This window comes from Sphingobium sp. B11D3D (genome assembly GCF_025961755.1).
Taxonomy (GTDB): Bacteria; Pseudomonadota; Alphaproteobacteria; order Sphingomonadales; family Sphingomonadaceae; genus Sphingobium.
Map to the genome: position 1 here is coordinate 1,860,304 of NZ_JAOQOG010000001.1, position 23,689 is coordinate 1,883,992.

Below are 23,689 nucleotides of genomic sequence, written 5' to 3' on the forward strand. Positions count from 1 at the left end.
TGGCCGGCGCCGCCCTTGCGCCGACGCCCGCAGCCGCACAGGACGCAGCCCAGCGCTGTGCGGCCCTCACCAGCCAGAATTTCGGCGCCGAGGTGAAGATCACCAGCGCCATGCTGGTACCGGCCGGCCCCTCCAAGGCGCCACCGCCACCGGGCGAGCCACCCGCCACGCTGGTACTTCCTGAACATTGCCGCGTGGATGGCGTCATCAACCAGCGCACGGGCGCCGGTGGCAAGACCTATGGCATCGGCTTCGCCCTTGCGCTGCCGAAGGATTGGAGCGGTCGCTTCCTTCTGATGGGCGGCGGCGGACTGAATGGCAGCATTCGCGAACCGATCGGTCCGGTCGCGGCCGGCAACCGCCCTGCCCTCTCCCGCGGCTTTGCGGTGCTCAGCCATGACAGCGGCCACAAAGGCGCGGTGTTCGACAACGCCTTCATGGTCGATCAGCGCGCGACGCTCGATTTTGCGGAGAGTTCGGTGCGCACCGTCACGCTCGCCGGCAAGGCGATCGCACAGGGCTTCTACGGCAAATCGGCCACGCGCAGCTACATGACCGGATGCTCGACCGGCGGTCGGGAGGGCATGCTCGCCGCACAGCGTTATCCGGAGCTTTTCGATGGAATCGTGGTCGGCGCGCCGGCCATGCGGACCGGCAACTCAAATCTCGGCATGAGCTATGCGCAGGTGATGTTCAACCAGGCCGCGCCCAAGGATGACAAGGGCACGCCCCTGATCGACCGGACCTTCTCGCCGACGGATCGCCAACTCATCCTCAAGGGCCTGCTCAACCAGTGCGACGGCCTCGATGGCCTCAAGGACGGGATGATCGAGAATGTCGGCCAATGCCGCTTCCAGCCTGCCCGGCTGCAATGCACCGGCGCGAAGGCGGATTCGTGCCTGAGCAAGGCGCAGGTCGAGGCCCTTGAGCGCGCCTTTGCCGGGCCGCGCGACAGGTCCGGTTATCCGCTCTATGCACCGGTGCCCTTTGATACCGGCATCGTCGATACCTCCGGCCCGGTATCCGGCTACATCACCACCGGCGCGCCAGGCGTGTTCGGCCCGCCACTGCGCGACCTCACGATCGATCTCGATGCGCGCATCAACGAGGTGCGCAACAACGCCCAGCAGCGGCTCACCGACACATCCTACTGGACCAACCTCAACACCTTCCTCGACAAGGGCAGCAAGATCCTCTTCTTCCACGGCGTGAGCGACCCCTGGTTCTCGGCCTGGGATACGTGGGATTACTGGCTGCGCGCGTCCGAAACCAATGGCGAGGCGTGGGACGCGGCAAGCCGCTTCTACATGGTCCCGGGCATGGCGCATTGCAGTGGCGGCAATGCCTTCGATCAGTTCGATCTGCTCGGCGCCGTGGTGGACTGGGTCGAGCAAGGCAAGGTGCCGGAAGGCGTGACCGCGAGCCGGCGCGATGGATCGGCCAGTCGCCCGCTCTGCCCCTTCCCCAGCTACGCGCGCTACACCGGCGGCGATGCCGCCAAGGCCAGCAGCTTCACCTGCACCCAACCTGACGTGGAGGAAAAGCCATGAGCCGCAGCCTCGGCGCAGTCGCGCTGATATCCGTGTTGGCGCTCCCGGCTCAAGCCGCCGACGCTGACCCCAGCAAGCCCATCCTGGAGTTCGCCTTTGAAGAGATGGTCACGCTCTCGCCGGCCATGCCGGCCGGGAAGACGCCCTATGGCGAGCGGCTGATCATTCCGATCACCGGCGGGACGTTTGAGGGACCGGGCATCAAAGGCACGATCATCCCCGGCGGATGGGACTGGCAGTTGCGTCGCAGCGATGGCTGCACGGACATCAAGGCCGATTATATGATCCGCACCGATGATGGCGTGATCATCAACGTGGTCAACAAGGGCACGTTGTGCGGGCCCGACAAGGACGGCAAGCCCCGGCCCGGGCGCACCCACCCGGTGTTCGAGGCACCGCTCGGCAAATATGAGTGGCTGGGGCAGAGCGCGTTTCTCGGCACGCTGGAGCCGGTGATGGCGGACGGCAAGGTGAGCGCCGTCCGCATCCGCTTCTACCGGGCGATGTAAGCGGGCGTCTGCAGGACGATCAGATGCCGTAGACGTCCAGCATGGTCGGCACCCGGTCGTTCAGCAGGCGGATGACCTTGCGGGCAATCTTCCAACTGCCGTCCTCGTTGCGCAGTTCATGCTCGTATCGGCCGAAGTAGGCGTGCGAGCGGTTGCTGCGCACGTCGTGCACATTCACGATGAAGGTCGAATTCACGCGCGACAGCCCCTCGCCCGCTGCCTCGGCGATGACATTGCCGATCATGTGCGACACGCGCGGCATGACAGCAGACGCCACCGAAAAGCCGGAGCGGATGCGCTGGATCCGGTCCGCCAGGTTGCGGCGACCGCGATAATAGATCAGCGAGAGTTCAGCCTCAGGGTCTTCGGTCTGCGTGCCGTCGTCGCGCCAGGTGGGCATCCAGAACACGCAATCCTTGGTGAACAGCTCAAGCCAGGCCTCGAGATCGAGACTGTCGAGCAGCAGCGCCTCGCGATAAAGCAGTTGCGCGGCGTCGGCGTGGTTCAGCTGGCTCATGCGATCACCTCCGCCATGCGCTGCGCCCAGGCGCGATAGTAGCTCGCGAAAAGGCTCTCGTCGCACAGCTGCGCATCGGCGACGACGTTGCGCGCGGGCTTGAGGTCGATCATGTCGGCATACATGTTCCCGCCCTCTTTCGAGGCGGTCAGGCCGCGGGCGTGGCCTTGCAGCCAGGGACGGTCCTGCTCGGCCATGCCCAGCTGGGCCTCCTCATAGCAGACGGTGTCGTCCGGTGTCGCCATGCCGGTCGGATTGAAGAAATCCTCATATTGCCGGATGCGGAATGTCCGCGCCTGCGCACTCTCCCCGCGCGGCGCGATGCACCAGGTCTGCATCTCGGTGAGGCCGGCAGCCAATGGGCGGATGACGCGCATCTGGCTCGACGCATTTTCGGCGATCTGCAGGTTGGGGAAAATGGTCAGGTTGCGCATGTTGAACATCCAGTTGCGCTTGGCCTCGCCGTGATCGCGGGCGAGCTGTTCGGCTCGCTCAAACTCTGGAATGGCCGAGGAGACGGGCATGATGCCCCAGTTGAGCACATGGCCATGATCGAAGCTCATCGTGCCGCCGCTGGTGCCGCTGGCTTCCTCCTGCCAGAAGTCGGAGGCCCCCAGCGAGGACTGCACGACATCTTCGGCCTGCTCCTTGGCGCGCTGATCGAGAATGCGGATGTAGCTCGGGTGGGTGGAGGTGAAGTGATACTGGTCCGAGCAGTTTTCGAGCTGCATCTTCCAGTTCGCAGCATAAGTGAAGGTGACGCGGCCGGGGACCAGCTCCACGCCTTCCGGGCTCTTGTCGACCACCAGATCCAGCAACTTGCGGGCCTCGCCAAGATGCTCGTCTAGGCTGGGCACTTCGGCATTCAGGCTGGCGAACAGGAAGCCGCGATACTCGCCGAACTTTGCAACGGGTGCCAGATCGTGGTTCTCATCGTCGAACCCGGCGCCATAGCAGCCGCTCTTCTGCCACTTGATGTTCTTGTTCGCGCCGGCGCTGTCGAACGTCCAGCTGTGATAGGGGCAAACGTGCCGGCGCGCATTGCCACACAGCTTCTGGATGAGGCGCACGCCCTTGTGTGGACACGCATTGACGAAACAGTGCAGCACCCCTTCGCCATCACGACTGACAATGATCGGTACTCGCCCGATGAAGCCGGTGAAATAATCATGGGGATTCTCGGCTTGCGTGGCGAGCCCGATGAACACCCACCCGCCTTCGAAGATGTGCTTCATCTCCAGATCGAACAGATCGGGGTCGCGGAACAGGGCGCGGTTGACGCGGAACACGCCGTCTTCCGGACGGTCGTCGATCAGGTCGCGAAGCGCAAAGCCGGTCATCGTTCACTCATCTCCCAAGGGTCATGTTGGTCGCGCGACAAGATGCTGGAAGACCATCGCGCGCATCATGCGAAATCACTTAACATGATAAGCATATCGTCGCAACTGCCGCAAGAGGGACGCGTGGGCTCACTCCTCATCGATTGCTGCGCACAATGCGCGCAACTCAGCGGCCAGCCCCTCAAGGCGGGTCGCGCCGAAACGGGCTGAATAGACCCGCATCATGGCCGCGACATGGGCGGAAATCGCTGTCACGATCTGCGCGCCGGCCGGCGAGAGCGCGATGGTGGAGCGCCTGCGATCGTCGGGATCCGCCGTGCGAACGATCAGCGCGCGCCCTTCCAGCTCGCGCAAGATGCGGGTGACGCTTGGCGCATGGAGCAGCGCGACTTCGGCCAGGTCGGTTGCATCGGTGGTGCCCCGGTCGTTGATCACCCGCAGCACGCGCCACTGCGGCTCGGTGATGTCGAAGTCGCGCAACTTGGTGCGCATCGGGGCGATCACCGCTTCCTTGGCGCTCAACAGGATCGCAGCCAGCGATTGCTCGAATGGCGGGAGTTTCTCGTCTTCGACCATCTTTGCCCCCTGCGCGCTGCCTGCCCAGTCCGCCGCGTCATTCCGCGGTCGGCACTGGCACAAAACTCATCGCTATTCACTGAGCTGTCGTCCAGCCCATAAAAAACGGGGCCGCCTTTCGGCAGCCCCGCTCTTGAACTCTTGAGACCGATCAGGCCTTCTTGGTGCGCCAGCTGTCGGCATAGCCGGTGCGGGCCACGGCCGAGTAAGGCACCGGTGCGACGATCGCCTTGATCTCGGTCTGCTCGTGCGGCTCGACGGTCGGCTTGGAGGTGCCGCCATTGGGCTCGCCCCACAGCAGGGAGACTTCCGTGCCGGGCTTGGCGTACTTCGGGTCGATCATGGCGAGCGTGAGCATCTTGCCCTCGTTCGACGAGTAACCCACCCAGGTGGAGACGCCGATGTGCTTGCCGTCGACCATCACCGAGTCGTAGGGGTGCATCGAGTAGACTGCGCTCGGGAACTCGAAATACTTCGCGCGGCCGGACTCGGCGAAGTAGCTGCTCATCACGCGCAGCATGTCCTCGTCGTCGAGCGCCAGCGTCACCTTTTCCAGGTGCGGCTCGTTCGCCATCTTCTCAAGGGCTTCCTTGCCGATGAAGTCATGGTCGAACTTGACGATGATGCCATAGCCGACATCCCACGGCGTCAGGCCGTAGCCTTCGAGCGTCTCGGGCACGAACGAACCGCCCGCGGAGCACTTGGCGCCATAGCTGTTCTCGCCGGCCCACTTGCGGAAGTCCGCAGAGCCTTCGCCGAACAGATAGCCCGGGAACGGGGATGGGATCCAGCCCGACTCCAGCGTGTTCGACGAGTAAGCGCGACCGCCGACGAGGGCGAGGTCGTGCTTCTTGCCGGCGGCGACGAGCGCGCTGTGCACCGCTTCGTAATCGGCCCAGGGACCATAAAGCTCATAGCCCGGCTGACCGGCCATGCCGTGACGCAGGGCGCCAACAGTCTTGCCGGCGATCTGGACGTCCGCCATGTTGAAGAACTTGAGGTCCGGCGCGGCCTGGCCCATCGCGTCCGTCAGGATCGCCATGGCGTTGGGGCCCTGCAGCTGGAAGCGATAGTGGCGACGCTTGCCGTCCGTGCGCAGCGCGGTGCGCTCGTCGCGGGTCAGCGTGACGTTCCACTTGCCGGTGGAGGCGTGGAACTCGGCCCACTCGATGGCCGGCGCGCGGCCGACGAGATTGAACTGGTTCTCGGCGAGATAGAACAGGATCACGTCGCCAATGACATAACCCTCAGGCGTCACCGGGACCCACTGCTTGGCCTTGCCGGGCTTGAAGTTCTTGAAGCTGTTGATGCCGAGATAGTTGAGGAACTCGAAAGCGTCGGGGCCTTCGACCATCAGCTCGACCATGTGGTAGCTCTGGTTGAACAGCACGGCCGTCTTGGCCCATGCGCGCTGCTCGTTGCGCCAGTTCGAATATTCCGCCGGCACACCCGGATAGACGTTCGGACCGGTCTGCTGGTTGCGCAGGAAGTCGACGGCATTGCCGGCGCCATCCAGCACGTCTTGAAGATTCTTCGCCATGATACTCTCCTTCGGACTGAAGTTAGAAACGCAGTTATAATTGGTTAGGGGTTCGCGGTGGCCGCAGCCTCTTGCTGCGCGACCCGGTCGAGCCAGGTGCGCAACAGGGCGGACATCGCATCGGGCTGTTCGACCGGGAGCATATGCCCTGAATCCGGGATCACAGCATAAGTCGCGCCCGCAATTGCTGCAGCAATTCGCTCATGCTGCACCGGCGGCGCCCAGGCATCATGCGCGCCGGTCGCGACAAGCGCGGGGCAATGGATTTGCGGCAACAGGCTCTCGACTTCGGGGCGTGCCAGCAGGGCGCGGATCTGCCGCTCGAACATGTCGATACCGGCATCGCTGCACATCTGCCAGAGCATGTCCATCAGCTGCGGCTTGAGCCGGTTGCGCTCCCACACCATCGGCGGCAGCCAGGAATCGATCAGGGCGTCCATGCCCTCTTCCACGCCGCGGTTAAGCAGCGCGAAGCGCCCGTCCGCCTCATTGGGTTTGGGCAGATGAACACCGGTGCTGATAAGGCCGATGCCGGCAAGCCGCTCGGGCACTTTGCGGAAGATTTCGAGCGCGACCCGGCCGCCCATCGAATGGCCGATGACTGCAAAGCGCGCAGGGGCGGATTCGATCACCTGATCGGCCATGGCGGTGAGGCTGTCCGCCTCGCCATATCCATCCACGGCTGTGATCGGCATGATCGGCCCCAAGGCGGCGACCTGGGGCGCCCAGATGCGCGCATCGCAGATGAGGCCCGGCAACAATAAGACCGGCACAGCCAGAGAGGGCGAGTCGTTCATCGCTTCCAATCGTTCGTATATACGAAAACTTCATCTACCCGAAAACGCCGCGCAAGGCCAGACCAATTCGAAGTTCAGACTGCAATTTTGCTGCACGTCAGGAATGCACAGGCACCCAATGCAAGCAACCCTCCCACGCCGGGCGCGGGAGGGTCTACTATATAAGGCGGTGTCCTTGCGGGACGAATTGACCTGCTGGTATCAGTCGACGAGCATCAGCGCGTCGAGAGCGACCACGCCCTGGCCCTTGGGATAGACGACCACCGGGTTGAGATCGAGCTCCTGAATGCGCGGCTCACCGCGCAGCAGACGACCGATGCCGCCGATAAGATCGGCCACCGCCTCGACGTCCAGCGCGGGCGCACCGCGATAGCCGTTGAGCAACGCGGCCTGCTTGAGCTTGCCGAGTTCACCCACGATGGCCGCCTTGGTCATGTCCGGCGAGAGCAGGCGCACGTCCTGCAGGATTTCCGCCGTCACGCCGCCAAAGCCGGCGAGGATCACCGGACCCCATTGCGGATCGTTCTTGGCGCCGACGATCAGCTCCATGCCGCGCGCGCCCATCGCCTCGATCAGCACGCCATCGAGAATGATGGATGCGTCATAGCGCTTCACGTCCGCGAACATCTTGTCCCACGCCGCGCGGATCGCGTCGGCGCCGACCAGATTGAGCGCCACGCCGCCGGCATCGCTCTTGTGACTAAGCGCGGCAGCCTGCGCCTTCATCACCACTGGGCCACCAATAGCGTCGGCCGCGGCAATCGCCTCTTCGACGGTCGCGGCAAACTGACCCTTGGGGAAGGGAATGCCGAGCGGCGCGAGCAAGGCCTTGGCCTTATATTCCGGCACGACGCCCTTCTCGCTGGCGAGCGCAGGCACGCTTGCCGGCGCTGCGTCCGTCTTGGTCGCATCGCGCTGACCGGCGGCCGAGAGCCGCTTGATGGCGCGCAACGCCCGCTCGGTGGTCGGGAAATAGGGAATACCCTCGGCGCGAAGCTGCTCGATCCAGTCGGCCGGCACGTGCGCGCCCTCATCCACGCCACCGAAGATCACCGGCTTGGTCGCCTTGAGCTCACGAACGGCCTTGAGGAACGGCGGCAGCTTGATGCCGATCGTCGCCGGGTTGGTCTGGATGATCCCGGCGAAGATGGTGCCGACGCGATCATCCTCGAACAGCGCCGCGAGTGTGCGGTAATACATGTCCGGATCGACAAGGCCCTGTGCGGTCAGATCGAGCGGATTGCTGACCGGGACGAACTCGGGGAGCGCCGCGCGCAAGGCAGGTGCATTGCTGTCATCGAGGGTCGGGAGCGCCAGGTCCAGCTCTTCAGCCAGATCCAGCGTCAGTGCCTTGAGCGCGCCGGATTCGCCGAGCACGGCGGTGCCGCCGCTCGGCAGCGCCGGGCAACGCGCCGCGATCTCGGTGATGTCGCCCAGCTCTTCTAGTGTCTCGGCGACGACGATCCCTGCCCGCTCCACCTTGGCGCGCATCAGCTTGTAGTCGCCAGCCATGGCACCGGTGTGCGTGGCGGCGGATTCGCGCGCCGCGCTGCTCTTGCCGGGGTGCAGCAAGGCAACGAGCTTGCCGGCGGCGCGGGCCTTGTCCATCAGCGCCAGGAAGCGGGCGGGATCGCGGAACTGCTCGACGATCATCGCAATGATGCGCGTCTTCTCGTCGGCGATCATGAACTCGACATAATCCTCGACACCGCTGCCAGCTTCATTGCCGGTGGAGACCGAGTAAGTGAGGTCGAGCGTGCGGCTCTCCAGCATCACCGCGAGCACGGCCGCCATGGCGCCGCTCTGCGAGACGATGCCGACGCCACCGGGGCTCGGGGCCTTGATGTCGGTATCGATGAAGGTGAGCGGAATGCGGTCCAGATAGTTCACCGAACCCAGGCAATTCGGCCCCTCGACCACGATGCCGGCCTCGCGCGCAATGCGCCCGATTTCCTGCTGGTCGGCCATGCCCTGCTCGCCGCCCTCGGCAAAGCCTGCAGCAAAGATGATGGCGGCGCCGGCCTTGCGCGCAGCAAGCTGACGCATCGTATCCAGCACGGCGACGCGGGGAATGGCGAGGATCGCGCAGTCCACGCCCTCGGGCAGCGCCTCGACGCTGGGCACCGCAGGGCGACCGCTGATCGTTTCGCGCTTGGGATTGACGAGATGGATGTCACCGGAAAAGTCGTTCCGAACGAGATTGGCCAGAACGCTGGCACCGAGCGAACCCGGCGTTTCGGACGCCCCGACGATCGCGATGGACCGCGGACGCAGCAACCGATTGATGTCACGCGTTCCCGCCTGCGGGCGCTCTCCGGCCTCAACCGTCATAACTCAACTCTCCTTCGCGAAACCAGCTCGTGGCAATCAGACCTTTCGCCCCGGAGGCGGATGCAGCCGGGGCGAAGGATAACACACAGGAAAGGGCGGCCCTGCTTGGGCCACCCTTTCGGCAACTCAGACGTCGGTCTTGGTCTTGTCGTAGTGACCCAGGCCCGGCTTGAAGGTCTTGTCGTCGAGGAACTGCTTCATCGCGACATGGCGGCCATCCGACTTGTCGAACCAGTTGAGGCCTTCTTGCAGGCGGATCAGATAATCCTCCGCATTGTCGTAGGTCATTTCCTTCACCCGACGGACTGCGTCCTTGGTGTACTTCACCGTCGCCCAGTTCTTGGCGATCAGCGTCTCGGCGACCTGCTTCACGCGGGCCTTGAGCTGGCCGACCGGCATCGACTCGTTGACGAGATTGTAACGGGCCGCTTCCTGACCGGAGAGGTTCTCGCCCATCATAGCGTGATACATGGCCACGCGCATGGGCATCAGGTCCACGGCCACCTTGGTGGCGCCACCGCCGGGGAGAATGCCCCAGTTGACTTCCGACAGGCCGAACTGCGCTTCGTCAGCGGCAAAAGCGAGATCGCAGGCGAACAGCGGGCCATAAGCGCCGCCGAAGCACCAGCCATGCACCATGGCGATGGTCGGCTTCTGGAACCAGCGCAGACGCTCCCACCAAGTATAGGCCTCACGCTGTGCCTTGCGCGTGCCGGCCAGGCCCTGCGCCTCAGTCTCGCGGAAATATTCCTTGAGGTCCATGCCGGCGCACCAGGCGGGACCTTCGCCACCCAGAACCACGACACCGACATCGTCACGGAATTCGAGATCCGTCAGAACCTTGAGCATCTGGCGGTTGAGCTTGGGGCTCTGAGCGTTCCGCTTGGCGGGGCGATTATAATAGACCCATGCGATATTATTCTCGATCTCGACCCGAACGGTATCCTCTTCCCGCTCGACGGACGTATTTTCCTCAGCCATTTGATTTCCCTTCAAGGCAATTTATGCTATGCGCCATAGCATTATCGACCATGGCTCACAAGGGGCTGGCGACTGGTTTTCATCCGGGGGCATGATGGCAAGGGACCAGAGGCAGGGACGCGACAAGGCGCTGGATTCACCGGCTGAACCCCCGGTCGCCACCACGCTCGCCAGCCCGCTCGACGGGACGCTCGGCTATCGGCTGCGCCGCGCCTCCATGGCGATGATGGGCGATGTCATCGCCGCGCTGCGCGCCATTGACCTGAGTGTCGGCGAGGCCTCCTTGCTGATTCTCGTCGGCCATAATCCGGGTTGCCGGCAGAGCGATGTCGGGCGGGCGCTGGCGATCAAGCGCGCCAACCTGACGCCACTCATCGGCCGGCTCAAAGCTCGCGATCTCATCAGCGATGCGCCCATTGACGGGCGATCCCTGAGCCTGACGCTCACGCCGCAGGGGGAAGCCCTGCAGCGCGAAGCGATGAAGCGGGTGAAGGCGAGCAATCGCAAGTTCCAAAAACGCCTGACCATCGAGGAAAAGGCGCTGCTCGCCGCGCTGGAAGCGTTGGGCTGAGCGGGGCTACGGCCCCTCCCCTCCCGGGCATCAACCTATCGCGGCTTCGCCCTTCACCGTCACCGGAATGCGCAGATAGCGCACGCCATTGGCCTCCGCCTTCGGGAAGCGCCCAGCGCGGATGTTGACTTGGATCGAGGGCAGCAACAGGCGCGGCGCGGACAATCCGGCGTCCCGCTTGGTGCGCATCGCCACAAAGTCCTCCTCGCTGACATCATCGCGCACATGCACGCTGTTTTTCCGCTGCTGGCCGACGGTGCTCTCCCAGCGATAATCATCCCGCCCCGGCGCCTTGTAATCATGGCACATGAACAGGCGGGTCTCGTCAGGCAGGCTCAGCAAGCGGCGGATCGAGCGGTAGAGGGTGCGCGCATCGCCGCCGGGGAAGTCGGCCCGCGCGGTGCCATAATCCGGCATGAACAGCGTATCACCCACGAAAACTGCATCGCCGATCCGGTAGGCGATGTCCGCCGGGGTGTGACCGGGAAGATGAAGCACCTCGACCTCCAGCGACCCGATCGAGAACCGCTCGCCATCGGCGAACAGGCAATCGAAATCCGAGCCGTTGGTCTGCAAATCGTCCAGCGCGAAGACCGGGCGGAAGATCTTTTGAACGTCCCGGATGTGCTCGCCAATGCCGATCTTCGCGCCCGTCTTCGCTTTGAAGAAGGGCGCGGCGGAAAGATGATCGGCATGGGCATGGGTTTCCAGCACCATGGCAATCGACCAGTTCTGCGCCTGGGCGCGGGCAAGAATGCGCTCGGCTGAGCCGGTATCGACCTCGCCACTGGCCGGATCGAAATCCAACACAGGATCGATCACGGCCGCGATGTGCGTCTGCGGATCGACCACCAGATAGCTCACCGTGTTGGTGGGCTCGTCAAAAAATGCCTCAATGATGGGTTGGGTCATAAGTGCCTCCATTCGATGCTTGACAATATAGAAGCGTCTTCTACATTAGCAATATCTAATTTAGAGGATACTGATGTTAAAAGCTGCCATGGATCTCGACACGTTCGAGGCGCGCGCCGGAGAGGTTGCGCAGGTGCTGAAGGAGTTGGGCAACGGCCGTCGCCTGATGCTGCTGTGCAAGCTCGTCGAACATGGCGAGCGCATGGTGGGCGATCTGGCGGACGATGTCGGCCTCTCTCAATCGGCCCTCTCGCAACATCTCGCCCGGCTCCGCGAGGAAGGCCTCGTGACCTCCCGCCGCGAGAGCCAGACCATCTGGTACAGGATCGCCGATCCGCGGATCGAGACCCTGCTCGCCACGCTCTATCAACTCTATTGCACAGGGGACTGACCCCATGACGATCCAGACACTTTCCCCCGCCGACGCCAAGCGCCTCATTGAGGGTGGCGCCAAGCTCATCGATATCCGCGCGGCGGACGAACATGCCCGCGAGCGCATTCCGGGGGCCATTAACGTGCCGCTGGAGCGCATCGACACGGTCGACCCCGGCAACAATGCCATCGTGTTTCACTGCCGCTCGGGCATGCGGACACAGGCCAATGCCGACCGTCTGGCCGCAGCCAGCGATGCCCCCTGCTTCATTCTGGAGGGCGGCATCGACGCCTGGCGCAAGGCCGGGCTGGATGTGCACATCGACAGCGGGCAGCCGCTGGAGATCATGCGGCAGGTGCAACTGACCGCCGGCGGGCTGGTGCTCATCGGTGTGCTGCTCGGCTTCCTCGTCGCGCCGGGGTTCTTCGGCCTTTCCACCTTTGTCGGCGCGGGCTTGATGTTCGCGGGGGCGACCGGTTGGTGCGGCATGGCGACGCTGCTCCAGCGCATGCCCTGGAACCGTCGCAAGGCGGCCTGAGGCCATGACGACCGCGCAGATCCTCCTCGCGCTCCTCTCGGGCGGCATTATCGGCATCGTACTCGGAATGGTGGGCGGCGGCGGATCGATCCTTGCCGTGCCGCTGCTCGTCTATGTTGTCGGGGTAGGATCGACGCATGCCGCGATTGCGACGGCAGCCGTGGCGGTCGCGGCCAATGCGGCAACGGGGCTTGCGGGCCATGCGCGGGCGGGGCGGGTCAAATGGCCTTGCGCGCTGGTGTTCGCGGCGTCGGGCGTCGTGGCGGCAGCGCTGGGGGCGGAGATCGGCAAGGCGGTGGACGGCCGGCGGCTGCTCGCGCTGTTCGGCCTGCTGATGATCGGCGTCGGTATCGCGATGCTGCGCCGGCGCAAGGGCGCCGACGATCCCGACGTGCGTCTCACCCGCCAGTCTGCCGGGCGGCTACTGCCGCGGCTGATCCCCATGGGCGCCGGCGTTGGTCTGGCGGCGGGGTTCTTCGGGATTGGTGGCGGGTTTCTGATCGTCCCGGCGCTCATCGCGGCGACGGCGATGCCCTTCGCTACGGCGATCGGCACCTCGCTGGTGGTGGTGACCGCATTGGGGCTGACCACGGCGACATCCTATGCGCTGTCCGGCTATGTCGACTGGCCGCTGACGGCGCTGCTGATCGCCGGCGGTGCCGTGGGATCGGTGCTGGGGATGCGCGCGGGGTCAGCACTTGCTGCGCACAAGACACCGCTCGAACGCGGCTTTGCGATGCTGGTGATCGGCGTCGGCGGCTATGTAGTCTGGACCGCCCTCTAACCCCATCCGCCGGCGCCGGGCCGTGCGGGTCATCATGCTTGCGATGGGGAGAAATGGCGCGCCCGGAACGATTCGAACGTCCGACCCTCAGATTCGTAGTCTGATGCTCTATCCAGCTGAGCTACGGGCGCTTGCCAATCTCACGGTGCCGGTTGGCCGCCGTGGGAGAGGCGCAGATAGTCGGGGGCGCCGTCCGTGGCAACCCCCTTTTTTGCATTCTTTTTGTCCTTTCAACCGCGCGCGGCGAGCGCCGCCTGTGCGGCCGCCAGACGGGCGATCGGCACGCGGTAGGGCGAGGCGCTGACATAATCGAGACCGGCCTTCTCGCAGAAAGCAATCGAGGCGGGATCGCCGCCATGCTCGCCGCAAATGCCGAGCTTGATGGCCGGGCGCGTCGCCCTGCCCCGCTCCACGGCGATCTCGATCAGCTCACCCACGCCCTCGACATCGAGGCTCACGAACGGGTCGCGCGCGAAGATGCCCTTGTCGACATATTGGGTAAGGAAGCGGCCGGCGTCGTCCCGGCTGATGCCGATGGTCGTCTGCGTCAGATCGTTGGTGCCGAAGGAGAAGAACTCGCCGGCCTCGGCAATCTCGCCGGCCTTGAGCGCGGCGCGCGGCAGTTCGATCATGGTGCCGACAAGATACTCGACGGAGGTACCGCGCTCGGCGAACACGGCCTTGGCAGTCTTGTCGACGATGTCTTTCATCAGCTCCAGCTCGCGCTTGGTGGCGACGAGGGGAATCATGACCTCGGGGATCGGCGCGTCACCGCTGGCCTTGGCGACATCCAGCGCGGCCTCGAAGATGGCGCGAGCCTGCATCTCATAGATCTCGGGATAGGTGACGCCCAGACGACAGCCGCGATGGCCGAGCATCGGGTTGAACTCGTGCAGTTCGGCAGCGCGACGCTTGAGCAGATCGACGCTCACCCCGGCGGCCTCGGCCACATCGGCGAAATCGACATCCTCATGCGGCAGGAACTCGTGCAGCGGCGGATCGAGCAGGCGAATCGTGACCGGCAGGCCGGCCATCTCGGTGAAGATCTCGGTGAAGTCGGCGCGCTGCTCGGGGAGCAGCTTGGCCAGCGCCTCGCGACGGCCCGCCTCGGTCTCGGCGAGGATCATCTGGCGCACGGCGGTGATCCGCGCGGCATCGAAGAACATATGCTCGGTGCGGCACAGGCCCACGCCCTCCGCGCCGAACTCGCGCGCGGTGCGGCAATCGAGCGGCGTCTCGGCATTGGCGCGCACCTTGAGGCGGCGGACCTGATCGGCCCATTCCATCAGCGTGCCGAAATCGCCGGCCAGCTCGGGCTGCACGGTCGGCACTTCGCCGGCCATCACTTCGCCGGTCGCGCCGTCGATGGTGATGATCTCGCGCTCCTTGAGCAGACGGTCGCCGATCCGCATCAGCTTGCCGGCGGTGTCGATGGAGATGCTGCCTGCGCCGGACACACAAGGCCGCCCCATGCCGCGCGCCACCACGGCGGCGTGGCTGGTCATGCCACCGCGCGCGGTGAGGATGCCCTTGGCGGCGTGCATGCCGTGAATATCCTCGGGGCTGGTCTCGATGCGCACGAGGATCACCGCCTCTCCCAGCTCATTGAGCCGCTCGGCGGTCTCGGCATCGAACACCACCTGACCGGAGGCCGCGCCCGGCGAAGCCGGCAGGCCCTTGGTCAGCACATCGCGCGGCGCCTGCGGATCAAGCGTCGGGTGCAGCAGCTGGTCGAGCGCGGCGGCATCGACGCGGGCCACGGCTTCCTCATTGCTGATCAGGCCTTCATGGGCCATGTCCACCGCGATCTTGAGCGCGGCCTTGGCGGTGCGCTTGCCCGAGCGGGTCTGCAGCATCCACAGCTTGCCCTGCTGCACGGTGAACTCGATATCCTGCATGTCGCGATAATGCGTCTCGAGGATCTGGAAGACCTTGGCCAGCTCGGCATAGGTCTCCGGCATGGATTCCTCCATGCTGAGCGGCTTGGCCCCGGCCCGCTCGCGCGCAGCCTTGGTCAGATATTGCGGCGTGCGGATGCCCGCGACCACGTCCTCGCCCTGCGCATTGATGAGATATTCGCCATAATAAGCATTCTCGCCGGTCGCGGGATCGCGGGTGAAGGCGACGCCGGTGGCGGACGTCTCGCCCATATTGCCGAACACCATGGCCTGCACGTTGACGGCCGTGCCCCAATCGCCCGGAATATTGTTGAGGCGACGATAGACCTTGGCGCGATCCGCCTGCCAGCTGCCGAACACGGCGCCGACGGCACCCCAGAGCTGCTCGTGCACATCCTGCGGGAACGGCTTGCCCCAGAGCTGCTGCACCAGCGCCTTATATTCGGCGACCAGCGCCTGCCAGTCCTCGGCGCTCAATTCCGTATCCAGGAAGGCGCCCTTGTCTTCCTTGGCGATCTCCAGCGCTTCCTCGAACTTGCCGTGATCGAGGCCGAGCACCACGTCCGAATACATCTGGATGAAGCGGCGATAGCTGTCCCATGCAAAGCGCGCGTCGCCGGAGACGGTAGCGAGGCCTGCGACGGTTTCGTCGTTGAGGCCGAGGTTGAGCACGGTGTCCATCATGCCCGGCATGGAGACGCGGGCGCCGGAGCGGACGGAGACCAGCAGCGGATCGGCCTTGTCGCCAAAGCGCTTGCCGGTCACGCCCTCGATATGCGCGATGCCGCCGGCGACTTCCGCATTCAGGCTTTCGGGATAGGTCTCGCCATCCTCATAATAGCGCGTGCACATCTCGGTGGTGATGGTGAAGCCCGGCGGCACCGGCAGGCCGATGGCGGCCATGCCATCCAGATTGGCGCCCTTGCCGCCAAGCAGGTTCTTGTCGCCCTTGCCGCCATCATCGACGCCACCACCGAAACGGTACACATATTTCGTCATTCAGACACTCCACCTGCATTGGAATGCGCGCGCAAGCAGCCGTTACGATCTCGCCGCCGACGCGCGATTATTGCTCGCGAACCTAACCTTCGATTTTCGAGAAGTCGGCGACTTTGTGCACCGCAGCGCGAATACGGGTCAACAGACTTAACCGTGATTGGCGCTTGACCGGATCGGCATCGTTCACCGTCACCGTCTCGAAGAACGCATCGATCGGCGCGCGAAGCGTGGCCAGCGCCGCCATGGCGCTCTCGAAATCCTCCGCCTCGATCGCGGACTGCGCGCGCGGCTCGGCCTCGTCGAGTGCGCCGACCAGTGCCGCCTCGGCGGCCTCCAGCGCGTAGCCGGGTTCAACCGCGAACTGTGCCTCATGCGCGCGCATGGCGTCGGCCATCTCCGGATCGGTCAGCGCTTCGCCGGGGTCTTCCTCGCCAAGCTGGCTTTGGGGCTTACCAACCTCGGGCTTCTCCTTCTTGAGGATATTGGCGGCACGCTTGTAGCCGGCGAGGAGGTTCTTGCCGTCCTCGGTACTGACGAAGGATTGGAGCGCATGAACGCGGGCGAGCAGGCGAACGAGATCGTCCTCTCCGCCGAGCGCGAACACGGCGTCGATGAGGTCGTGGCGGACGCCGGCTTCCCGCTGCTGGACCTTGAGGCGGTCGGCGAAGAAAGCCCTGACCGAGCTTCGCTGATCGGCGAATTCCGGATGAGAACCGATATGATGTATCGATCCATGTTGATCGTGGTGGTGCTTCATCACCATCGGCGCGAGCACGGCGCGATCAACTGAAACTCGCAAGCCATTGCCCACGACCAATTGCACAATCCCAAGGGCGGCCCTTCGCAGAGCGAAGGGATCCTTTGACCCGGTTGGAGGCATGTCCTCCATGAAGAAGAGAGCAAGCGTATCCAGCTTATCCGCCAGCGACACCGCCACCGTCACCGGCGCAGTCGGAACCTCATCCCCCTGCCCGACCGGCTTGTAATGATCGCGGATGGCATCGGCGACCGCATCCGGCAGACCTTCCGCGCGGGCGTAATAGCCGCCCATCAGGCCCTGCAGCTCGGGGAATTCGCCGACCATTTCGGTGACGAGATCGGCCTTGCACAGGCGGGCGGCCTGTTCGGCGAGGTCGGCCAGTTGCGCTTTGCTGTGCTCCTGCGAAGGCAGGAGCCCAGGGCCGGCTTGGGCGACATCGCCCTGGGTTCCTGCCTGCGCAGGAACACTGGCTTGTTGATCGGCGCCAACGATGCCTTCTTCCACCAGCCAGCGGGCGAGCTTCGCGACGCGGTCCACCTTGTCCGCGACGGTGCCCAGCTTCTCGTGGAACGTGATGCGCGAGAGCTTCTTCGCGTGATCCTCAAGCTTCGTCTTCTTGTCCTGCTCCCAGAAGAAGCGGGCATCGGAGAGGCGCGCGGCGAGCACCTTGCCATTGCCTTCGACAATCGCGGTGCCGCCATCGCTAGCCTCGATGTTCGCCGTGCAGATGAAGGCGTTGGCGAGCTTGCCAGCACTGTCCCGCAGCACGAAATATTTCTGGTTGATGCGCAGCGTGAGCTGGATGACCTCGGGCGGCACCTCCAGAAACGCGGCATCGAAGCGGCCGAGCAGCGGCACCGGCCATTCGGTCAGCCCGGCATTCTCGGCGACGAGGCCGGCATCGGGGATCAGTTCCAGTCCGGCCTGCGTCGCCAGCTCGTTGGCGCGCCGGTCGATGATCGCCTTGCGCTCCTCTTGATCGACGATGACATAGGCCGCACGCAATTGCTCGGCATAGGTCGCGGCGCTCTCGATGGTGATCTCGCCGCTCGAATGGAAGCGGTGGCCGCGCGTCGTCCGCCCGGTCGCAATCCCTTCAATGGCGAAGGGCACCACATCATTGCCGAGCAGCGCGATGATGCCCTGCAGCGGACGCACCCAGCGCAGGCTCTCGGTGGAGAGGCTGGCATCGCCCCAGCGCATCGACTTGGGCCAGGGGAAGGCGCGCACCACCTGCGGGATCGCCTCGGCCAGCACATCGGCCGTCGCGCGGCCGGGCTTCTCGACCGTGGCGAACCACACGCCGTCGCGGTCCTCAAGCTGGTCGTGCGTCAGGCCGGTCTTGCGCAGGAAGCCCTCCAGCGCCTGCGGCGGGGCCGAGGTGCGCGGGCCTTTGAATTCCTCGCTGACGGCCTGCGTGGAGAGCGGCAGAGCGCGCGCGATGAGGGCGAGACGGCGCGGGGTCACATGAACGGTCAGGCCCTCGGGCTTGAGGCCGGCCTGTGCCAGCGCGTCGCTGAACAGCCGGGCGAAATCCTCGCTGGCCTTGGCCTGCATGCGCGCCGGGATTTCCTCGCACCGCAGCTCGAGAAGGAAGTCAGCGCTCATCATTCCACCCACCCATTATGCGTCATCCAGGCCTCGCAGCTCCCCTTCGCGAGATCGCGCACGCGGCCCATGTAGCTGGCGCGCTCCTGCACGCTGATCACGCCGCGCGCCTGCAGCAGATTGAAGACATGGCTCGCCTCGATGGCCTGCTCATAGGCCGCGAGGGGAACGCCGGCCGCGATACTCGCCTTGCACTCTTCCTCGCAATCCTTGAACCAGCGGAACAGCTTGTCCGTATCCGCCACCTCGAAGTTCCACTTGGAGAGCTGGCGCTCATTTTCGAGGAACACGTCGCCATAAGTGACGGCGGGCCGGTCCCCCACGGCCTCGTTGAACACAAGGTCGTAAACGCTGTCGACGCCCTGGATATACATGGCGAGGCGCTCCAGCCCGTAGGTGAGCTCGCCCGCCACCGGCTTGCAGTCGAACCCGCCCATCTGCTGGAAATAGGTGAACTGCGTCACCTCCATGCCATCGCACCAGACTTCCCAGCCCAGGCCCCAGGCACCGAGCGTCGGGCTCTCCCAATCGTCCTCGACGAAGCGGATGTCGTGCAGCAGCGGATCGATGCCGATGGCCTTGAGCGAGCCGAGATACAGATCCTGCAGATCCGGCGGGCTCGGCTTCATGATCACCTGATATTGGTAATAATGCTGCAGCCGGTTGGGGTTCTCGCCGTAGCGGCCGTCCGTCGGCCGGCGCGAGGGCTGCACATAGGCACAGTTCCACGGGTTCGGCCCCAGGCTGCGCAGCGTGGTCGCGGGGTGGAAGGTGCCCGCCCCGACCCGCATGTCGAAGGGCTGGAGGATCACGCACCCCTGCGCTGCCCAATAGTCATGCAGCGTCAGGATGAGTTGCTGAAAGCTCAGCGGTTTGGAGGCCTTATCCTGCATGGTTCAACCGTTTCACGTCTAAGCTTGAGCGGCTGTGCGCCGCCTGTCTGAACGGGCGCGCTTTGGCCCATGGGACTAACGCGGTCAAGCCGCGCGGTGGCAGGCCGCCGGGCGGGGTTGCGTCCGCGCGCCAACTTGCCCAATGCAGGCGGTGATTTGAGGAGCGCGTGCATGAACTGGAAAACATTGATCCTCGGTTGGGCACTGCTGCTGCCCCCGGCCCTCACCGGGCCCGCGCTCGCCCAGCAACCCAAGGCGCCGGCCACACCGGCACCCGCTGCGGAGGCGCCCACCGTTCACGCGCGGCCGGCCCTGTGGGTGGTGCGGGACAGGGACACGACGATCTATCTGTTCGGTACCATTCATCTGCTCAAGCCGGGCATCAGCTGGTTCGAGGGACCGGTGCGCAAGGCGTTCGACAAGGCGGATACCGTCGTGCTGGAGGTCATCGATCAGGATCAGGGCGCCACGCGGGAGGCAATCATGCAGCGGGCGGTGGCGCCGGGCCTGCCGCTCTCCAACAAGCTCGATGAGGCGACCCGCACCGCCTATTTCGCCGCGCTGGAGAAATATGGCGTCTCGACCCTGCTGTTCGACCATGTGAAGCCCTGGTTCGCGGCCACGACCCTGACCGTGCTGCCCCTGGATGCCCTCGGCTATTCGCCCGAAAGCGGCGTCGACAAGGCGGTGAAGGCTGCGGCGGCCAGCGCGGGCAAGTCCCTGGTCGGGCTGGAGACCTCCAGCGAGCAGATCGGCTTTTTCGACCAGATGCCCGAGGGCGTGCAACTGACGCTGCTCAAGGAGACGCTGGCGGAGCTGCCGACGCTGGCCGAAACCATCGACGGCATGGTCGCCGCGTGGAGCGCTGGCGACGAAGAGCGGCTCGCGGCGCTGATGAACGAGACGACTGAGAGCAGCGAAGAAATCGAGCGCATCCTGCTCACCGACCGCAATGGCCGCTGGGCCGAGTGGATCGCCGCGCGGATGAAGCAGCCCGGCACGGTCTTCATGGCAGTGGGAGCGGGTCATCTGGCGGGGGACAGGAGCGTACAGGCGATGCTCGAAAAGCACGGGCTGTCGGCCAAGCGGGTGAAATGGCCGCGGTGATGGGTGGGGTAGCATAAGCGCTGATCGATGAGCGGGCCGCACCCAGACTTGAACAAGCGCCGCTTTGCGCCGCTGCTGCTGCTCGCGCTGGCCTCGCTGGCCGCCCTTCTGTGGCTGGGCTGGCGGATCGGCGCGCCGACGCAGCCCGATCCCGCCACCGTCACGGCGCGCCCGGCGCTGTGGCAGGCCAGCAAAGGTGAGGCGCGGCTCTGGCTGTTCGGCACCATCCACGCCGTGCCGCGTGGCGAGGCCTGGCTTTCGCCGGCCATCGCCAAGGCGGCGGACGAAAGCGACCGCTTGTATCTTGAGGTCACCGGGCTTGAAGGCGAGCGCAAGAGCCGGGCGGTGTTCGAGCGGATGGGGCGCCGCGCCGGCCTGCCGCCTATCGCCGCACGCCTCTCGCCTGAGGATGCCGAGCGCTATCGGGCGCTGCAGGCGAACCATGGCGCCGCGCTCGATCAGTTGGACGGCTATGAGAGCTGGGCCGCCGCCCTGCTCCTCAACGCTGCGGCTGCCTCCGGACTCTCGCTCACCGCCGCAGAGGCGGGCGAAGCGGTGCTGGAACAGCGCTTCGACAAGGCCTCGCGGCCGGTTCTCGGACTGGAGACCATCGACCAGCAACTCGGCCTGTTCGACAGGATGCCGGAGAGCGAGCAACGGCTGCTGCTTAGCCAGTCCCTCACCGATGCCGCGCAGGCCCCTGCCCTCTACCGCAGCCTGTTCGCCGCCTGGGCGGGCGGCGACGTGGCCCGGCTGGAGCGCGAGTTCATCGCCCCGTTCGCCCGCGCGCCGGCCCTGCGCGTAAGACTGATCGATGGGCGCAATGAGCGCTGGGCGCGGCATCTCGATGCGGCCATGACGGCCCAACCCGGCACCGCCTTCGTCGCGGTCGGCGCCGGGCATCTGGTCGGCGATGCCAGCCTGCAGGCCCGCCTTGCCGCGCGCGGATGGCGGATCGATCGGGTGCAATGAACGAGCGCTCGGTCGCTTCGCTTGCTTTCCCCGCAATTTGCCGCTAAGCGCCCCGGCTTCCGTCATGGTCATCCCTGGAGGCGTGGCGGAGGTTCTAGCACTAAGCTTCTGGAGACACGCACATGAGCGATACGCTTACGCTGTCGGCTGAGGCACGCGATCGGGCAGGCAAGGGAGCCTCCCGCGCTCTCCGCCGTGAGGGCCGCGTTCCCGCCGTCATTTATGGCAATAATGAAGAGCCGCAGTCGATTCACGTTGAGGAAAAGATCCTCAACAAGCTGCTCGGCACGGGCCATTTCTTCAATTCGGTCGTCATGGTCGAAGTGGGCGGCAAGAAGGTCCGCACGCTCCCCAAGGACGTGGCGTTCCATCCGGTGACGGATCGTCCGCTCCATGCCGACTTCCTGCGTGTTTCCGAACACGCCCAGGTGCATGTGAATGTGCCCGTGGTGTTCGAGAACGAAGAGGCCGCTCCCGGTCTCAAGCGCGGTGGCGTGCTCAATGTCGTCCGTCACGAGCTGGAAATGATCGTGGATGCCGCCGAGATTCCGGACAGCATCACGGTTGACCTTACCGGCTTCGATGTGGGCGATTCGATCCACATCAGCGCGGTGAAGCTGCCCAAGGGCGCCGAGCCGGCAATCACCGATCGCGATTTCACCATTGCCACCATCGTTGCACCGTCCGCGCTCAAGTCGAGCGAAGGCGACACGACGAAGGACGGCGAAGAGGCCGGCGAGGCGTAAGCCTCTCCGCGCGGGGGGAGCGCATCTGTGCAACTCTGGGTTGGCCTCGGCAATCCCGGATCGCAATATGCGCTCCACCGCCACAATGTCGGCTTCATGGCGCTGGACGTCATCGCTGCGGATTACGGCTTTTCGCCGTGGAAGAAGCAGTTTCAGGGCCTCGTTTCCGAAGGCCGCATCGGCCCGCACAAGGTGTTGCTGCTCAAACCCCAGACATTCATGAACCAGAGCGGCCGCGCCATCCGCGCCGCCTGTGATTTCTACAAGCTCGGTGTCGAGGACGTGACTGTCTTCCACGACGAGCTGGATCTTGCGCCGATGAAGATGAAGGTGAAGCGCGGCGGCGGCGCTGCCGGCCACAACGGCCTGCGCTCCACCGACGCGCATCTGGGCAAGGAGTTTCGCCGCGTGCGCATCGGCATCGGCCATCCCGGTGACAAGGACCGCGTGACCGGCCATGTGCTCGGCAATTATGCAAAGATCGAGATCGATCCGCTGGCCGACCTGCTCGGCGCCATGTCGCGCGAGGCGGAATGGCTGGCTGCGGGCGACGATGTGCGCTTCATGAACGAGGTCGCGCGCCGCCTGCAGGACTGAGGGCGGGCACGAGCGCCGTTAGCGGCTGCCGCCATTCTGCGCCTGCGCGGCGCGATAGGCCGCGAGACGGGCACGCCAAGGCGCCAGCGTCTGTTGCGGCACGTCCGGCCGGGCCATGGCCGGTTTGCCCGCCCGCAACCGTGCCCGATCTTCCTCGGGCGGATCGACGCGGCGCACCCGCACCTGCACCGTGCCCTGCTGCCTGATCCCGAGCAATTCCGCCGCGCCTTGCGACAGGTCGATGATCCGATTCCTGGCGAACGGTCCGCGATCGTTGACGCGCACCAGGATCGTCCGGCCCGTGTCCAGCGCCGTCACCTCGACATAGCTGGGCAACGGCAAGGTGGTGTGCGCGGCGGAAATGCCGTGCTTTGCAAAGCGCTCGCCATTAGCGGTCTGGTTGCCGGACTCGCTGCCGTACCAGCTCGCATCGCCCAGCATGTCCAGCGTGCGATCATCGGTCGGCGTGTAGGTGACGCCGCGCACCACATAAGGCGGGCCGATGCGCACTGGTGTATCGCTGACCGGACGGAACTTGGTGCTGCCGGCGCACCCGGCGAGGGCCGGCGCCGCGAGCAGTGCGAGCCAGAAAGAACGCCCCGGCAAGGCGCGCGGCATGGAAGAGCGGATCGCAAGCATCGGCTTACCCCTAACCCACTGCGCCGCCACGGTGAAGAGATGAGTCGTCAGCTAGGGTGCGGGCACAAGCTGGCTGCTTCCGGTAATGTCGGCTATCCTGCATTGTCGTCGCGATGCAGATATTCCCGACACGACAACATTGCCGAAATTC

22 protein-coding genes, 1 tRNA gene and 1 pseudogene are annotated in these 23,689 nt (G+C 65.2%); 11 read left to right on the forward strand and 13 right to left on the reverse strand.

Features of this window, described 5'->3' with window-relative positions; all coding sequences use genetic code 11:
* Positions 1–110: 110 nt before the first annotated feature.
* From M2334_RS16730 to M2334_RS08775, 3 genes and pseudogenes are all read left to right on the forward strand, one after another.
* Positions 111–1,019, forward strand: a pseudogene (locus tag M2334_RS16730) (tannase/feruloyl esterase family alpha/beta hydrolase); the annotation flags it as partial.
* Positions 1,020–1,109: 90 nt separating this feature from the next.
* Positions 1,110–1,550: a tannase/feruloyl esterase family alpha/beta hydrolase gene (locus M2334_RS16735; protein ID WP_413714893.1), complete on the forward strand. Its 441-nt coding sequence runs from the start codon at positions 1,110–1,112 to the stop codon at positions 1,548–1,550.
* Positions 1,547–2,059, forward strand: coding sequence for a DUF3237 domain-containing protein (locus M2334_RS08775; RefSeq protein ID WP_264587188.1), 513 nt, complete (start codon positions 1,547–1,549; stop codon positions 2,057–2,059). The genes M2334_RS16735 and M2334_RS08775 overlap by 4 nt, the downstream gene beginning before the upstream one ends.
* A 19-nt stretch (positions 2,060–2,078) precedes the next feature.
* Here M2334_RS08775 and M2334_RS08780 read toward each other — a convergent pair whose 3' ends face one another.
* The 7 genes from M2334_RS08780 to M2334_RS08810 form a co-directional block, all read right to left on the reverse strand.
* A complete protein-coding gene (locus M2334_RS08780; protein WP_264587187.1) occupies positions 2,079–2,576 on the reverse strand; it encodes an aromatic-ring-hydroxylating dioxygenase subunit beta in 498 nt (165 codons plus the stop codon).
* Positions 2,573–3,916, reverse strand: coding sequence for an aromatic ring-hydroxylating oxygenase subunit alpha (locus tag M2334_RS08785; RefSeq protein WP_264572791.1), 1,344 nt, complete (start codon positions 3,914–3,916; stop codon positions 2,573–2,575). The genes M2334_RS08780 and M2334_RS08785 overlap by 4 nt, the downstream gene beginning before the upstream one ends.
* 129 nt (positions 3,917–4,045) lie before the next feature.
* Positions 4,046–4,492, reverse strand: coding sequence for a MarR family winged helix-turn-helix transcriptional regulator (locus M2334_RS08790; RefSeq protein ID WP_264594505.1), 447 nt, complete (start codon positions 4,490–4,492; stop codon positions 4,046–4,048).
* A gap of 151 nt (positions 4,493–4,643) precedes the next feature.
* Positions 4,644–6,032 carry a syringate O-demethylase gene (desA, locus tag M2334_RS08795; RefSeq protein WP_264570260.1) on the reverse strand — a complete coding sequence of 463 codons (1,389 nt, stop codon included), beginning with the start codon at positions 6,030–6,032 and terminating at the stop codon, positions 4,644–4,646.
* A gap of 44 nt (positions 6,033–6,076) precedes the next feature.
* A complete protein-coding gene (locus M2334_RS08800; RefSeq protein ID WP_264594506.1) occupies positions 6,077–6,829 on the reverse strand; it encodes an alpha/beta fold hydrolase in 753 nt (250 codons plus the stop codon).
* Between the two features lie 201 nt (positions 6,830–7,030).
* Positions 7,031–9,160 carry an acetate--CoA ligase family protein gene (locus M2334_RS08805; RefSeq protein WP_264594507.1) on the reverse strand — a complete coding sequence of 710 codons (2,130 nt, stop codon included), beginning with the start codon at positions 9,158–9,160 and terminating at the stop codon, positions 7,031–7,033.
* 126 nt (positions 9,161–9,286) lie between these two features.
* Entirely contained in the window at positions 9,287–10,141 is an 855-nt protein-coding gene (locus M2334_RS08810) for a p-hydroxycinnamoyl CoA hydratase/lyase (protein WP_264594508.1), read from the reverse strand.
* Between the two features lie 28 nt (positions 10,142–10,169).
* Here M2334_RS08810 and M2334_RS08815 point away from each other — a divergent pair, with 28 nt between their 5' ends.
* Positions 10,170–10,712 carry a MarR family winged helix-turn-helix transcriptional regulator gene (locus M2334_RS08815; RefSeq protein WP_264594509.1) on the forward strand — a complete coding sequence of 181 codons (543 nt, stop codon included), beginning with the start codon at positions 10,170–10,172 and terminating at the stop codon, positions 10,710–10,712.
* A gap of 30 nt (positions 10,713–10,742) precedes the next feature.
* Here the strand turns inward: M2334_RS08815 and M2334_RS08820 are convergent, their stop codons facing one another.
* A complete protein-coding gene (locus M2334_RS08820; protein ID WP_264605231.1) occupies positions 10,743–11,624 on the reverse strand; it encodes an MBL fold metallo-hydrolase in 882 nt (293 codons plus the stop codon).
* 73 nt (positions 11,625–11,697) lie between these two features.
* On the opposite strand from M2334_RS08820, the gene M2334_RS08825 reads away from it, so the two are divergent.
* The 3 genes from M2334_RS08825 to M2334_RS08835 are packed head-to-tail and all read left to right on the forward strand — an operon-like array spanning position 11,698 to position 13,319.
* On the forward strand, positions 11,698–12,015 hold the full coding sequence (locus tag M2334_RS08825) for an ArsR/SmtB family transcription factor (protein WP_264570254.1): 318 nt from the start codon (positions 11,698–11,700) through the stop codon (positions 12,013–12,015).
* A 4-nt stretch (positions 12,016–12,019) separates the two neighbouring features.
* Positions 12,020–12,535: a rhodanese family protein gene (locus tag M2334_RS08830; protein ID WP_264605232.1), complete on the forward strand. Its 516-nt coding sequence runs from the start codon at positions 12,020–12,022 to the stop codon at positions 12,533–12,535.
* Positions 12,536–12,539: 4 nt separating this feature from the next.
* A complete protein-coding gene (locus M2334_RS08835) occupies positions 12,540–13,319 on the forward strand; it encodes a sulfite exporter TauE/SafE family protein (protein ID WP_264605233.1) in 780 nt (259 codons plus the stop codon).
* 54 nt (positions 13,320–13,373) lie between these two features.
* Here M2334_RS08835 and M2334_RS08840 read toward each other — a convergent pair.
* The 4 genes from M2334_RS08840 to M2334_RS08855 all read right to left on the reverse strand — a co-directional run bounded on the left by M2334_RS08840 (position 13,374) and on the right by M2334_RS08855 (position 19,477).
* Positions 13,374–13,450: transfer RNA gene (locus M2334_RS08840), tRNA-Arg, on the reverse strand.
* A 99-nt stretch (positions 13,451–13,549) separates the two neighbouring features.
* Positions 13,550–16,216 (reverse strand): pyruvate, phosphate dikinase, encoded by a 2,667-nt coding sequence (gene ppdK / locus M2334_RS08845; protein ID WP_264605234.1) that lies wholly within the window; start codon positions 16,214–16,216, stop codon positions 13,550–13,552.
* An 82-nt stretch (positions 16,217–16,298) separates the two neighbouring features.
* A complete protein-coding gene (gene glyS, locus M2334_RS08850; protein ID WP_264605235.1) occupies positions 16,299–18,587 on the reverse strand; it encodes a glycine--tRNA ligase subunit beta in 2,289 nt (762 codons plus the stop codon).
* Complete coding sequence (locus M2334_RS08855) at positions 18,584–19,477, reverse strand: glycine--tRNA ligase subunit alpha (protein ID WP_181559607.1); 894 nt, start codon at positions 19,475–19,477, stop codon at positions 18,584–18,586. The genes glyS and M2334_RS08855 overlap by 4 nt, the downstream gene beginning before the upstream one ends.
* Positions 19,478–19,648: 171 nt before the next feature.
* Here M2334_RS08855 and M2334_RS08860 point away from each other — a divergent pair, with 171 nt between their 5' ends.
* The 4 genes from M2334_RS08860 to pth all read left to right on the forward strand — a co-directional run bounded on the left by M2334_RS08860 (position 19,649) and on the right by pth (position 22,899).
* Entirely contained in the window at positions 19,649–20,584 is a 936-nt protein-coding gene (locus M2334_RS08860; protein WP_264605236.1) for a TraB/GumN family protein, read from the forward strand.
* A gap of 48 nt (positions 20,585–20,632) precedes the next feature.
* Positions 20,633–21,556 carry a TraB/GumN family protein gene (locus M2334_RS08865; RefSeq protein ID WP_264605237.1) on the forward strand — a complete coding sequence of 308 codons (924 nt, stop codon included), beginning with the start codon at positions 20,633–20,635 and terminating at the stop codon, positions 21,554–21,556.
* A 122-nt stretch (positions 21,557–21,678) separates the two neighbouring features.
* Positions 21,679–22,302: a 50S ribosomal protein L25/general stress protein Ctc gene (locus M2334_RS08870; RefSeq protein WP_181559604.1), complete on the forward strand. Its 624-nt coding sequence runs from the start codon at positions 21,679–21,681 to the stop codon at positions 22,300–22,302.
* A gap of 27 nt (positions 22,303–22,329) precedes the next feature.
* Positions 22,330–22,899 carry an aminoacyl-tRNA hydrolase gene (pth, locus tag M2334_RS08875; protein WP_264605238.1) on the forward strand — a complete coding sequence of 190 codons (570 nt, stop codon included), beginning with the start codon at positions 22,330–22,332 and terminating at the stop codon, positions 22,897–22,899.
* 18 nt (positions 22,900–22,917) lie between these two features.
* Here the strand turns inward: pth and M2334_RS08880 are convergent, their stop codons facing one another.
* Entirely contained in the window at positions 22,918–23,538 is a 621-nt protein-coding gene (locus M2334_RS08880; RefSeq protein WP_413716437.1) for a septal ring lytic transglycosylase RlpA family protein, read from the reverse strand.
* Positions 23,539–23,689: the final 151 nt, after the last annotated feature.

Bases quoted from the DNA above. Each gene is read 5' to 3' on its own strand.
- M2334_RS08775 (WP_264587188.1), top strand. From the start codon at position 1,547: ATGAGCCGCAGCCTCGGCGCAGTCGCGCTGATATCCGTGTTGGCGCTC.
- M2334_RS08780 (WP_264587187.1), bottom strand. From the start codon at position 2,576: ATGAGCCAGCTGAACCACGCCGACGCCGCGCAACTGCTTTATCGCGAG.
- M2334_RS08785 (WP_264572791.1), bottom strand. From the start codon at position 3,916: ATGACCGGCTTTGCGCTTCGCGACCTGATCGACGACCGTCCGGAAGAC.
- M2334_RS08790 (WP_264594505.1), bottom strand. From the start codon at position 4,492: ATGGTCGAAGACGAGAAACTCCCGCCATTCGAGCAATCGCTGGCTGCG.
- desA (WP_264570260.1), bottom strand. From the start codon at position 6,032: ATGGCGAAGAATCTTCAAGACGTGCTGGATGGCGCCGGCAATGCCGTC.
- M2334_RS08800 (WP_264594506.1), bottom strand. From the start codon at position 6,829: ATGAACGACTCGCCCTCTCTGGCTGTGCCGGTCTTATTGTTGCCGGGC.
- M2334_RS08805 (WP_264594507.1), bottom strand. From the start codon at position 9,160: ATGACGGTTGAGGCCGGAGAGCGCCCGCAGGCGGGAACGCGTGACATC.
- M2334_RS08810 (WP_264594508.1), bottom strand. From the start codon at position 10,141: ATGGCTGAGGAAAATACGTCCGTCGAGCGGGAAGAGGATACCGTTCGG.
- M2334_RS08815 (WP_264594509.1), top strand. From the start codon at position 10,170: ATGCGCCATAGCATTATCGACCATGGCTCACAAGGGGCTGGCGACTGG.
- M2334_RS08820 (WP_264605231.1), bottom strand. From the start codon at position 11,624: ATGACCCAACCCATCATTGAGGCATTTTTTGACGAGCCCACCAACACG.
- M2334_RS08825 (WP_264570254.1), top strand. From the start codon at position 11,698: ATGTTAAAAGCTGCCATGGATCTCGACACGTTCGAGGCGCGCGCCGGA.
- M2334_RS08830 (WP_264605232.1), top strand. From the start codon at position 12,020: ATGACGATCCAGACACTTTCCCCCGCCGACGCCAAGCGCCTCATTGAG.
- M2334_RS08835 (WP_264605233.1), top strand. From the start codon at position 12,540: ATGACGACCGCGCAGATCCTCCTCGCGCTCCTCTCGGGCGGCATTATC.
- ppdK (WP_264605234.1), bottom strand. From the start codon at position 16,216: ATGACGAAATATGTGTACCGTTTCGGTGGTGGCGTCGATGATGGCGGC.
- glyS (WP_264605235.1), bottom strand. From the start codon at position 18,587: ATGATGAGCGCTGACTTCCTTCTCGAGCTGCGGTGCGAGGAAATCCCG.
- M2334_RS08855 (WP_181559607.1), bottom strand. From the start codon at position 19,477: ATGCAGGATAAGGCCTCCAAACCGCTGAGCTTTCAGCAACTCATCCTG.
- M2334_RS08860 (WP_264605236.1), top strand. From the start codon at position 19,649: ATGAACTGGAAAACATTGATCCTCGGTTGGGCACTGCTGCTGCCCCCG.
- M2334_RS08870 (WP_181559604.1), top strand. From the start codon at position 21,679: ATGAGCGATACGCTTACGCTGTCGGCTGAGGCACGCGATCGGGCAGGC.
- M2334_RS08880 (WP_413716437.1), bottom strand. From the start codon at position 23,538: ATGCTTGCGATCCGCTCTTCCATGCCGCGCGCCTTGCCGGGGCGTTCT.